Here is a 12,199-nt window from a genome sequence, read left to right as displayed (position 1 = left end):
TCCGATTTCACATCAAAAAGTTAAATTTGTAAGCTTGCTAAAAGACAAAAACCTAAAATCTATATTCACCTCAATTTTATGAAAGTAAAACACCTCATTTACACCCTTTTAATTATTACAATTGGAGGATTTATTACCTACAGAATTATATCTAATAAGGGCAAAAACGATGAATCTAAAAAGTTTAATGACAAAAAATCTCCAACAACTGTTAATGGAATCGTAATAAAAACTGCCACTTTTGACAATAATTTAGCATTATCAGGATCTATTGAAGCAAATGAACAAGTAGAAATTCATAGTGAGGTGTCAGGAATTGTTGAAGGAATATTTTTTAACGAAGGTGCCAATGTTACAAAAGGACAAGTTCTTCTTAAGGTAAATGATATTGAACTAAAAGCGCAATTAAGACAAGCTTTAACCAAAGAAGATTTGGCTGCTGAAAACGCTAGAAGAGCCAAATTACTGTTGCAAAAAGAGGCAATCAGCCAAGAAGAGGCAGATGTTGCAAAAGCCGACCTTGCTTCTGCCCAAGCTCAAAGCCAATTAATAAGAGCTCAAATTTCTAAAACTTCTGTGAGAGCTCCTTTTTCAGGAAAAATAGGTTTGCGTAATATTTCACCTGGAACTTATATTACTCCAACTGTTTTAGTAGCCAAACTGGTGAATACAAGCAAATTAAAAATCACTTTTTCAATTCCAGAAAAATATGCTTCAGAAGTAAGATCAGGATCTGTAATCGATTTTAAGGTTTCCGGTTCTGACAAAACTTACAATGCAAAAATTTATGCTATCGAACCAGAAGTAGCTGTGGCAACGCGCACACTTCAAATTCGCGCCCTTGCCGACAATATTGACGGAAAACTTTTTCCTGGAACTTTTGCAGATATCAAATTGCCTTTAAATATCATTAAAGATGCCATAGTTGTTCCTTCTCAAGCTATTGTACCTGTTCAAGACGGTAAAAAAGTATATATCGCTAATAATGGCCAAGCTAAAGAAGTAATGGTTGATGCAACAACAAGAACAGATTCTTCAATTTTAATTTTAGCAGGATTAAAACCTGGAGATACTTTGATCACAAGCGGTGTTATGTCATTAAAAGACGAAGCTCCAATTAAAGTTAAAGTAAAATAATTCAAAGTTATGAGTTTTGGATTATGAGTTATGAGTTTTTAAAACTTATTATTCTAAAATCTGAACTTTAAAATCTAAAATTACAAATGAGTTTATCAACTACAAGTATAAGAAGACCTGTTTTAACCATAGTACTGAATTTATTAATTATATTATTCGGTTTTATTGGTTATACTTTTTTAGGTGTTCGAGAATTCCCTTCTATTGACCCTGCGCAAGTATCTATTCGTACCAATTATACTGGTGCCAATGCCGACATTATTGAATCGCAAATTACAGAACCTCTTGAAAAAGCAGTAAATGCAATTGACGGAATTAGAAATATTACGTCCTCAAGTAACCAAGGAAGCAGCAATATCACAATTGAATTTAATCTTGATAAAGATTTAGAAGAAGCGGCAAACGACGTTCGTGACAAAGTTTCACAAGCCATTAGAAATCTTCCTCAGGATATCGATGCGCCGCCAGTGGTATCAAAAGCAGATGCGGATAGTGATGCTATTATTTCGATGACTGTTCAGAGCGATTCAAGAAATTCTCTAGAATTAAGCGATTATGCAGAAAATGTTATTTCTCAACGTTTAGAAACCATTCCAGGAGTCAGCGGAGTACAGATTTGGGGACAAAAACGTTACGCGATGCGTTTATGGATTGATCCTGCAAAACTTACTGCTTACGGTTGTACAGTAGCAGATGTGCGTACAGCTTTGAATGCACAAAATGTTGAGCTTCCATCAGGAAAACTGACTGGTAACAACACCGAACTTACAGTAAAAACTATTGGAAATCTTTCTAAGGCAGAAGAATTCAATAACATCATTATTAGAACAGACGGAGATAAAATTGTTCGTTTGAGTGATGTCGGAGGTGCTGAGCTAGGTCCAGAAAATATCGAAACCAAATTAAGCCAGTCTGGCCTGCCAATGATTGGTTTGGCCATCGTGCCAATGCCTGGAGCAAATTATCTAGATATATCGAAAGAATTTTATAAAAAATATGAGGCCTTAAAAAAAGATCTCCCAAAAGATATTAAATTAAATATTGCTCTTGACAATACTATTTTCGTAAAGAAATCAGTACTTGAAGTTGCTGAAACATTAGGAATTTCAGTGATATTGGTAATCATCATTATTTATCTTTTCTTTAGAGACTGGGCGATCGCTTTTAGACCTTTAATTGATATTCCGGTTTCGTTAATTGCTACATTCTTCATAATGTGGTTATTTGGATTCTCAATTAACGTATTAACTTTATTAGCAATTGTTTTGGCGACAGGTCTGGTTGTGGATGATGGTATTGTGGTAACCGAAAATATCTTCAAAAAAGTCGAAGAAGGAATGTCGCCAATTGAAGCAGCGATTAAAGGTTCTAACGAAATTTTTTATGCTGTAATTTCGATTTCTGTAACACTGGCAGCGGTATTTTTACCTGTAATCTTCTTAGAAGGTTTCGTTGGAAGACTTTTTAGGGAATTTGGAGTTGTAATTGGTGCCGCAGTATTAATTTCTGCCTTTGTATCATTGACATTAACGCCAATGTTGAATGCTTATTTAATGAAAGGCGGCGAACAGAAAAAGTCAAAATTTTATATTAAAACTGAGCCTTTTTTCGAAAAAATGAATAGCAGTTATGCTGAAGCGCTGACTAAATTCATGGATAGAAAATGGATTAGTTTCCCAATACTAATTGCTTGTTTCGGGTTAATTTATTTATTCTTTACCATTCTTCCAAAAGAAACAGCACCTTATGATGATAGAAGTTCTGTAACAATGCGTATGACCATGCCTGAGGGTTCATCATACGAGTATACAGACCGTTTTATGCAGGAAATTTCAAAATTAGTTGACGATTCTATTCCTGAAAAGAAAGTAAGCTTAGTTATTACAGCACCTGGTTTTGGAGCATCTGCCACCAATACAGGTTTTATTAGGCTCTCGTTAAAAGAACCAGATGAAAGAACTGTTTCTCAAAAAGATATTGCCGACAAATTAACCAAATGGACCAAACAATATCCTGATGCTAAAACCGCAGTAATACAGCAGCCTACAATTGCAGTTAACAGACGTGGAGGATTGCCAATACAATACATAATTCAGGCTCCAAATTTTGATAAACTTCGAGAAAAAATTCCTCTTTTTATGAATGAGGTAAACAAAAGTGATGTGTTTTCGACAACGGATGTCAACTTGAAATTTAACAAACCTGAAATAAACGTTTCTATTGATCGAGCAAAGGCAGAAAGTTTAGGAATCTCTATTCTTGATATTGCCCAGACTTTACAGCTTTCCTTAAGCGGACAGCGTTTTGGCTATTTTATTAAAAACGGAAAACAATATCAGGTAATTGGCCAATTTGACCAAAAAGACAGATCTAAACCTCTGGATTTGACATCTATCTTTGTGAAAAACAAAAACGGACAATTAATTCAAATGGATAATGTTGTGAAAGTTTATGAACAAAGCAATCCGCCGCAATTATATCACAATAATAGATACATGTCTGCAACTGTTTCAGCTGGTTTAGCGCCAGGAAAAAGTATGGGAGAAGGTATCGAGGAAATGAACCGAATTAAAGCCAAAGTTTTGGATGAAAGTTTTACTACCGATTTAGCTGGAGAATCGCGAGATTTCGTAGAAAGTAGCTCTAATACTTCTTTTGCTTTCGGATTGGCATTGTTGCTTATTTTCTTGATTCTTGCTGCACAGTTTGAAAGTTTTATAGATCCGTTTATCATCATCCTGACGGTTCCTATGGCTGTTGCTGGAGCTTTATTTTCACTATGGCTATTCAACCAGACATGGAATATTTTCAGTCAGATTGGTACGGTAATGCTTATTGGTCTGGTAACCAAAAATGGTATTTTGATTGTAGAATTTGCTAATCAGTTGCGAGAGCAAGGCAAGCCAAAATTAGAAGCTATTTTAGAGGCTTCTGAAGCACGTTTACGTCCAATTTTAATGACCAGTTTAGCCATCGCTTTAGGAGCGCTTCCTATCGCATTGTCACTTGGTGCAGCGTCAACCAGCAGAATTGGTATGGGAGTTGTAATTGTGGGAGGAACAATCTTTTCATTGGCTTTAACGCTTTTTGTAATTCCTGCAATTTATTACATGTGGTCAAGAGCTAGAAAACATTATCCAGAATTTGACCATATTGACGAATACGAAAGAGAAAGCATTAAATAGAAACCAGAACATCATTTTTGGTTAAAGAAAATAAATATGAATATCAAAAAAATATATTGTACAGTACTAATCCTCTTCCTTTGTATCATTCAGGCAAAGGCACAGGAAGTTCTTAATATTGAACAAGCTATGACTATAGCTTTGGAAAATAATTTTGAAATTAAAATTGCTAAAAACAATTCCAAAATAAACGAAACAAACGTAACAATTGGAAATGCAGGAATGCTGCCAACAGCAACGGCAAATATTACAGACAATAATAGTCTTACCAATTCAACCCAAGTTCGTCAGGATGGCACTTCCACTACATTAAATAATGCAAAAAATAACAGTTTGTCTTATGGAGTTAGTTTAGGATGGACTGTTTTTGACGGAATGAAAATGTTTGCCAAATTAGATCAGCTAAAAGAGCTTCAAAAATTGGGCGATGCTGAACTTAAAAGAACTATTTTGCTTAAAATAGCTCAGGTAAATTCGTCTTATTATGATTTGGTACAGCAGCAGCAGCAATTGGCCGCATTAGATACTACAATTGTAATTTCTAATCAGCGTTTAACTTTGGCGAAAAATCGTTTCAGCATTGGAAAAGCTTCAAAACTAGAAGTTTTAAACGCACAAGTTGATTTAAATTCAGATCAAGTGGCTTTATTAAGACAAAAAGAATCTTATGCGAATGCTAAAATTTTATTGAACCAATACTTGGCTCGCGACCCAAAAATTGACTTCAAAGTTACAGACGAGGTAAAAGTGGACAATAAATTAGTTTTGGCTGATTTAATGGAATTGGCGCAAAAACAAAACCCTGGTTTAGAAACGCAAATAATCAATAAACGCATTGCCGAATTGCAATTGAAACAAGTAAAAGCTGACCGCTATCCTACTTTACGTTTAACAACAGGCTATAATTTCTCTGAAAGCCAATCCAGTTTAGGTTTTACGAGCGAAACATCTTCAAAAGGTTTAAATTATGGTTTTAACGCCTCAATGAACATCTTTGACGGTTTCAATCAGCATCGTAATGAAAAGGTAGCCAAATTACAGATTGAAAACTCACAGATTGCCATCGAACAGCAAAACACGATTTTGAGTACACAATTAAGCACTGCTTTTCAAACGTATTTAACAAACTTAGAACTAATTGATCTAGAAGAAAACAATGAAACTATTGCTAGACAGAATTTAGAAATCACATTGGATAAATTCAAAATCGGAACTATTACAACGCTTGATTTTAGAACTGCTCAACTGAATTATGTGAATGCTAAAGTTCGTTACAGCAATGCACAATATGAAGCAAAATTATCTGAAATTGCCTTAAAAGAATTAGCAGGAAATATTAATTTTTAGCTTTCCTAATTAAAAAACTACATATTATCTGCTGGATCTCCTAAATCTGCGTGAGAAAAAATAGCTCGCAGATTTAGGAGACCCAGCAGATTTTTTTTAATTACCAAAAATCTGGAATTTCTAAAAGACTATCTTTTGCCTAAACACATGAATAAATGTCTATGTCTATTCTAAATGTGCTAAAATATTTTCTTCCGTTTTACGTTCAGTAGGTAATTTTTAATTTAAATTTGTTTCAAAACACATTTCAATGATTACATACAATACCAAAGATTGGTTTACATTTATTTTTCATTTTCATAAATCGGATACTGTTCGAAAACTGTTTACGATTATGATTGCAATTGGAATATATGCTGCAATAATATGTTATCTTGAACTTCATTATTTTAAAGTAACCAAAAACGATTATATCCACAACATTCCAATTATGCATGGAATGTTAGGATTTGTAATTTCGCTTTTACTTGTTTTTAGAACCAATACTGCTTATGACAGATGGTGGGAAGGCCGCAAACTCTGGGGCGGACTTGTAAATAACAGCCGTAATTTTGCCATAAAACTCTCAGCCATTTTAAAAGATGAAAATGACAGAAAGTTTTTCAGAAAATATATTCCCATGTATGCTGATATTCTTCATCAGCATTTAAAAGATGAAGACACCAGCAAACAACTTTTTGAAGATGTTGATTTGGAAATTGACCATCATAAGCACAAGCCAAATCAGCTGAAAAGAATTATGTATCACAAAATCAATGATTTGTATGAAGCTGGAAAAATAACTGGAGAACAATTGATTACTATAAATGACGAATTAGTTGCTTTTACAGATATTTGTGGAGCTTGCGAGCGTATCAAAAACACGCCTATTCCCTACTCTTACAGCGCTTTTATAAAGAAATTTATCTTCTTTTACACGATGACGCTCCCGTTTGGATATTCTGTTAGTTTAGGATATTTAGTTGCGCCTGTTGTCGTTTTTATCTTCTATGTTTTGGCGAGTTTAGAGCTAATTGCTGAAGAAATTGAAGATCCTTTTGGAGATGACGAAAATGACCTTCCTACGAGAAAAATCTCCGAAAATATCAAGAAACACGTAGAAGAATTAATATAAATTCAAAACACTTACAAAAACCTAAAAAAACAAGTATTTAAGCGATAAAAAAACTCGTTTGACGAGTATTTTTTGAAATCTAATAAATAAGTCATAAAATTTGTAATAGTAATTTAAAACCCCTTATTTAAAGCTACCCTTTAATTGTTACTAATTTTTAACTCCTTATTACGATGAAAAAAATTATTACACTTGTGGTTTTTGCTTTTCTGATTGTCAATTGTACCAATGAGCCTCTAAGTACAGACATTCAAACTGAGGCTAAACAATCGAATAGCTCAACTTCTGCTACTGCAAAAGGAACTTATTCAGAATGCGATCCAATATCAATTAACATTATGGCTGGCCAGTTTACTAACGCTGGAAAAATTTTAGTTGAAAATGACGCTACGAATCTCTACGTAACCTATTCTGCGCTTACAAATTGGTATTTTAGTGAACTTCATTTGTTTGTAGGGCCATATGCCAATGTACCGATAAAAAATGGAAATCCAATTCCTGGACAATTTCCATATAACAAATCTTTTAATCCATTAATTCAAAGTTATACTTTTACTATTCCCCTTTCTTCAATAATTCTAGATGACAATAGATGTTTATTTATTGCTGCTCATTCAAGCATGAAAAATATTGTAAACGGAAATGTCGTAAGAACAGAAACTGGCTGGGCAGGCGATATAAAATTCCCTGGAAAAAATTGGGCAACTTACTTTAAATACTGCTTGCGAAACTGCGAAACTCCTCCACCAGTTATCAACTGCGATACAGCTTATATGTTCGGAAACAACACATTCATTGGCTTAGAAATTTCTGACAAATGGGGATGGGCTACTTATTATGATAATGTTGCAGACGGCACTTATAACTACAACTTATATGCAGGTGCTGGACAAAACAATATTAATAATGGCTATTTAGCAGGAACGGTTACAATTGTAATTCAAGGCAGCAGTGTAAAAGTAACGATCATCGCTACTCATCCCGGAACAGTATTTACAGAAACTCATGTTTATTTGTCTGATGATAGGCCTGCTACTGCTGCACCAGGTCTATATGGTAATCAGCATACTTTAAACAATACTACCACAGATAGTTACAATTTGACTTACAGCGGAGACGGAAGTTTCTGGATAATTGTTCATGCGGGAGTTTGCACCACCGAATAATTTTTAATTACTATATAAATTAGGAGAAAAAGAGAGGACCAAAAATTCTCTCTTTTTTATTCTATACGATCCTATACAAGTCATAAAAAAGGCTTAAATATTCATTCTGTATACATATTTTCATTAAATTTAAAGTCTCCACCAAAAACTTAAATTTAATGAACAGTCAACGATATTTAGTTAATCCGCTTCAATTATCGCAAGAGAAATCATTAAAAACTCTTGTAGAAAACAGAACGATTTACAACCTTAATAATTGTGAATTAAATTTATTTGAAACCTACGAATCAACTCAAAAAGTTCCTTTAAAATTTAATGATTTAGTGGTAACTAGTATGTTGAGAGGCAAGAAAATCATGCATCTTTTTGACGATCCTGAATTTGTTTATCTTCCAGGTGAAACGGTTATTGTTCCTTCAAATGTAGAAATGAAAATTGATTTTCCTGAAGCTTCAAAAAACAATCCCACACAATGCCTAGCATTAGCAATTGATCAGGATAAAATTGTAGAAATATTAAACTTCTTAAATGAACAATATCCGAAAGAAGGAACTAATATGTACTGGCAATTAAATTATCAAAACTACTTCTTTTACAATAATGTAGAAATGGCAGCTACAATTAATAAACTCATAAAAGAATGTATGAGCACTTCTGTAGCCAAAGATATTTTTGCAGATTTGACTTTAAAAGAATTATTGATTAGAATTATTCAGACGCAAACGGTAAAATCTATAGACGAAGGAAAATTTCTAGACGCAAATAATCCCATAAAAGAAGTTACAGAATACATCAAACAGAATCTGAAAGAAAATATGAGCTTAAAATCACTTAGTGAAAAAGCCTGTATGAGCACCGCTTCTTTCTATCGTTTCTTTAAACGCGAACTTGGAATGAGTCCGATTGAATATATTTTGAATGAGAAAATAAAATGTGCTAAAAATCTTTTGAAGAATCCAACTCTTCAAATTAACGAAGTCTGTTATTTAGCTGGCTTTGAAGATGCCAATTATTTTATTAGATTGTTTAAAAAATACGAGGGAATTACTCCAAAACAGTATCAGTTACTTTATATTAATTAAGATGCTAAGGTTCTGAGATGCTAAGATTCTAAGTTTTTTTATTGTAGACTGAAAACTGAGACTGAAAACTCTTTATTCAATCCTAAAAACAGGTTCCAAATCTTTCTCTTCTTCTGGAGTAAAAATGCGGTATTCTATTTGAAATGTCTTTTTTAATGGCGTTTCTAATGAAAAGCCTCCTACTCCAAATGCATCAATTACAGTTAGAGTAAAATGCGCATGTTTCCAGTATTCGAATAAATCTTTGTCTACCCAAAATTCTGTGTCTTCAATTATACCAATGCAAACATCGCCTGTTCGCTGATAATAACCGCCTTTTTCAAAACACTGTGGTTGCGTGCCTTCACAGCATCCGCCTGCCTGATAAAACATCAGGTCACCGTGTTTTTCTTTCAGAACTTTAATCAGTTCAATGGCTTTTTCTGTAGCATCAATTCGTCTAATCATCACTTTCAAAATTAAAAAAAGCAGCAAATTCAATTAAGAATTTACTGCTTCAACATAAACCAACTATTTATGATTGTGCTATGTCAAGCACAACTCTACCTTCTATTTCACCTTTTTTCATTTTGTCAAAAACATTATTAATGTCTTCCAATTTTGTAGGTGTTACAGTAGCTTTGACTTTACCGTCAACGGCAAATTCAATCGCTTCTTTCATATCTTTTCTGGTTCCGACAATAGAGCCTCTTATGGTAATTCTATTTAAAACAGTATCAAAAATTGACAAATCAAAATTACCTGGAGGAAGTCCGTTTAATGCCATTGTACCTTTTCTTCTCAATGTTTCAAGCCCTTGTTTGAAAGCAATTGGAGAAACAGCGGTAACCAATGCCCCATGCATTCCACCGACTTCTTTCTTTAAGAATTCTCCAGGATTTTGATTTTTAGCATTGACCACCAAATCGGCGCCTAATTTTTTTGCCAGTTCCAATTTATCGTCTCCAATATCAATAGCCGCCACATTCATTCCCATAGCTTTTGCATATTGCACAGCAACATGCCCTAAACCTCCAATTCCTGAAATTGCTACCCATTCGCCAGGTTTCACCTCAGTTTCTTTCAATCCTTTATAAACTGTAACACCAGCGCATAAAATCGGAGCCATTTCGATAAAATTCACATTAGAAGGCAAAATTCCAACATATCTGGCATCTGCAATAACAAATTCTGCAAATCCGCCATCTACACTATAACCGCCATTCTGCTGGCTTTCGCATAAAGTTTCCCAGCCTGTAATGCAGTGATCGCAGCCTCCGCAGGCGCTATATAGCCAAGGCACACCAACAGCATCACCTTCTTTTACGTTTTTTACATCTGGCCCAACTGCTGCAACATAACCAACAGCTTCGTGTCCTGGAATTAAAGGCATTTTAGGTTTAACTGGCCAATCACCTTCTACAGCGTGTAAATCGGTGTGACACACTCCGCTTGCAATTACTTTTACAAGAATTTCATTTCTACCTGGGCGTTTTACTTCGACTTCTTCAATTTTTAGAAGAGAACCAAATTCTCTCACGACCGCAGCTTTCATTGTTTTTGGAAGCATAATTCTATGGTTTTAAGAGAATAGAAAACTTATTGAGCTTTCTATCCTCAAGTTTATATTCTCTTTAGAAGAATCCTAATTTCTTTTTATCGTAAGAAATCAGCATGTTTTTGGTTTGGCGATATTGGCTTAGCATCATTTTATGGTTTTCACGACCAATTCCAGATTGCTTGTAACCTCCAAACGGAGCGCCAGCAGGATAAGAATGATATTGATTAATCCAAACACGACCAGACTGAATTGCTCTCGGAACCTGATAAATTTCGTGCGCATCACGTGTCCAAACTCCTGCACCTAATCCGTACATGGTATCATTGGCAATTTCAATAGCTTCTTCAGTAGTTTTGAAAGTGGTAACGGCTAAAACAGGTCCGAAAATCTCTTCTTGGAAAATTCTCATTTTGTTGTGACCTTTAAACAAAGTCGGTTTAATGTAATAACCGCCTTCTAAATCTCCACCCAATTTATTTTCGTCACCACCAGTCAATAATTCTGCTCCTTCTTCTTTTCCTAATTTGATATAGGACATGATTTTTTCTTTCTGAACAATCGAAGTCTGAGCTCCAATCATAGTCGATTTATCCAACGGATTTCCGGCTATAATGGCTTCAGTTCTTTCGATTACTTTTTTAATAAACTTGTCGTAAATATCTTCGTGAATTAATAATCTGGAAGGACAAGTACAAATTTCACCTTGATTTAAAGCAAACAATACAGCGCCTTCTACCGCTTTATCAAAGAAATCATCATCATGATCTGCTACAGAAGGGAAGAAAATATTTGGTGATTTTCCGCCTAATTCCAAAGTTACCGGAATAATATTTTCTGTTGCATACTGCATCACCAAACGTCCTGTAGTAGTAGAACCTGTAAATGCGGCTTTTGATACTTTTTTATTGGTTACTAACGGACGTCCTAATTCGGCTCCAAATCCGTTTACAATATTTAAAACTCCAGGAGGAAGAATGTCGCCAATTAATTCCATTAAAACCATAATAGAAATCGGCGTGCTTTCAGCTGGTTTTAAGACGATTGTATTTCCAGCCGCAAGAGCTGGAGCAATTTTCCAGACTGCCATTAAAATTGGAAAGTTCCACGGAATAATCTGCGCTACAACTCCAATAGGTTCGCTTAACGCAATAGAAACCGTTTGCGAATCTAGTTCTGAAATAGCACTTTCTTCTGCACGAATTACACCTGCAAAATATCTAAAATGGTCAATTGCCAACGGAATATCAGCAGCAAGAGTTTCACGGATTGGTTTTCCATTATCTACCGTTTCAACTGCTGCAATATATTCTAAATTGTCTTCAATTTTCTGTGCAATCTTATTTAGTAAAATACTCCTTTCGGTTACAGAAGTTTTTCCCCAAGTCTTAAATGCTTCATAAGCAGTATCTACAGCCAATTCTAGATCTTCTTTTCCAGAATGCGCTGCTTTTGTAAATACTTTTCCATCAATAGGAGAAACTACATCAAAGTATTCTCCTGTAATTGGTGCGGTAAATTTTCCACCAATATAGTTATCGTATTTTGCCTTAAATTCAGGTCTTTTTACTGCGGTACTCATAATATTCTTTTTTTGATTTACTCCAAATTTAGTTTCATAAAAAGAAACA

Annotated in this window: 9 protein-coding genes; 6 read left to right on the top strand and 3 right to left on the bottom strand. The window is 34.4% G+C overall.

Going from position 1 to position 12,199, the window contains the following annotated elements; genetic code table 11:
* Positions 1 to 78 precede the first annotated feature (78 nt).
* The 6 genes from ACNRYB_RS15345 (at position 79) to ACNRYB_RS15320 (ending at position 9,031) form a co-directional block, all read left to right on the top strand.
* On the top strand, positions 79 to 1,137 hold the full coding sequence (locus tag ACNRYB_RS15345) for an efflux RND transporter periplasmic adaptor subunit (RefSeq protein WP_473727809.1): 1,059 nt from the start codon (positions 79 to 81) through the stop codon (positions 1,135 to 1,137).
* Positions 1,138 to 1,223: 86 nt separating this feature from the next.
* Entirely contained in the window at positions 1,224 to 4,322 is a 3,099-nt protein-coding gene (locus ACNRYB_RS15340; protein WP_129748805.1) for an efflux RND transporter permease subunit, read from the top strand.
* Between the two features lie 36 nt (positions 4,323 to 4,358).
* Positions 4,359 to 5,669 (top strand): TolC family protein, encoded by a 1,311-nt coding sequence (locus ACNRYB_RS15335; protein WP_473727808.1) that lies wholly within the window; start codon positions 4,359 to 4,361, stop codon positions 5,667 to 5,669.
* A 250-nt stretch (positions 5,670 to 5,919) separates the two neighbouring features.
* Positions 5,920 to 6,783, top strand: a complete 864-nt coding sequence (locus tag ACNRYB_RS15330) for a bestrophin family protein (RefSeq protein ID WP_473727807.1) — start codon at positions 5,920 to 5,922, stop codon at positions 6,781 to 6,783.
* Positions 6,784 to 6,956: 173 nt separating this feature from the next.
* On the top strand, positions 6,957 to 7,949 hold the full coding sequence (locus tag ACNRYB_RS15325; protein ID WP_473727806.1) for a hypothetical protein: 993 nt from the start codon (positions 6,957 to 6,959) through the stop codon (positions 7,947 to 7,949).
* A 158-nt stretch (positions 7,950 to 8,107) separates the two neighbouring features.
* Positions 8,108 to 9,031 carry an AraC family transcriptional regulator gene (locus tag ACNRYB_RS15320; RefSeq protein ID WP_473727805.1) on the top strand — a complete coding sequence of 308 codons (924 nt, stop codon included), beginning with the start codon at positions 8,108 to 8,110 and terminating at the stop codon, positions 9,029 to 9,031.
* Between the two features lie 72 nt (positions 9,032 to 9,103).
* Here ACNRYB_RS15320 and ACNRYB_RS15315 read toward each other — a convergent pair whose 3' ends face one another.
* From ACNRYB_RS15315 to ACNRYB_RS15305, 3 genes are all read right to left on the bottom strand, one after another.
* On the bottom strand, positions 9,104 to 9,478 hold the full coding sequence (locus ACNRYB_RS15315) for a DUF779 domain-containing protein (protein WP_473727804.1): 375 nt from the start codon (positions 9,476 to 9,478) through the stop codon (positions 9,104 to 9,106).
* A gap of 67 nt (positions 9,479 to 9,545) precedes the next feature.
* Entirely contained in the window at positions 9,546 to 10,580 is a 1,035-nt protein-coding gene (gene adhP, locus ACNRYB_RS15310; RefSeq protein WP_343706419.1) for an alcohol dehydrogenase AdhP, read from the bottom strand.
* 64 nt (positions 10,581 to 10,644) lie between these two features.
* Positions 10,645 to 12,150: an aldehyde dehydrogenase family protein gene (locus ACNRYB_RS15305; RefSeq protein ID WP_129748798.1), complete on the bottom strand. Its 1,506-nt coding sequence runs from the start codon at positions 12,148 to 12,150 to the stop codon at positions 10,645 to 10,647.
* Positions 12,151 to 12,199 lie beyond the last annotated feature (49 nt).

The sequence above is a fragment of the Flavobacterium sp. CR10 genome (assembly GCF_055814415.1).
Note: the sequence above shows the minus strand (reverse complement) of the source record. Positions and strands in the feature narration are given on the sequence as shown.

Coding starts and splice junctions, on each gene's coding strand:
- ACNRYB_RS15345 (WP_473727809.1), top strand. CDS start 79: ATGAAAGTAAAACACCTCATTTACACCCTTTTAATTATTACAATTGGA.
- ACNRYB_RS15340 (WP_129748805.1), top strand. CDS start 1,224: ATGAGTTTATCAACTACAAGTATAAGAAGACCTGTTTTAACCATAGTA.
- ACNRYB_RS15335 (WP_473727808.1), top strand. CDS start 4,359: ATGAATATCAAAAAAATATATTGTACAGTACTAATCCTCTTCCTTTGT.
- ACNRYB_RS15330 (WP_473727807.1), top strand. CDS start 5,920: ATGATTACATACAATACCAAAGATTGGTTTACATTTATTTTTCATTTT.
- ACNRYB_RS15325 (WP_473727806.1), top strand. CDS start 6,957: ATGAAAAAAATTATTACACTTGTGGTTTTTGCTTTTCTGATTGTCAAT.
- ACNRYB_RS15320 (WP_473727805.1), top strand. CDS start 8,108: ATGAACAGTCAACGATATTTAGTTAATCCGCTTCAATTATCGCAAGAG.
- ACNRYB_RS15315 (WP_473727804.1), bottom strand. CDS start 9,478: ATGATTAGACGAATTGATGCTACAGAAAAAGCCATTGAACTGATTAAA.
- adhP (WP_343706419.1), bottom strand. CDS start 10,580: ATGCTTCCAAAAACAATGAAAGCTGCGGTCGTGAGAGAATTTGGTTCT.
- ACNRYB_RS15305 (WP_129748798.1), bottom strand. CDS start 12,150: ATGAGTACCGCAGTAAAAAGACCTGAATTTAAGGCAAAATACGATAAC.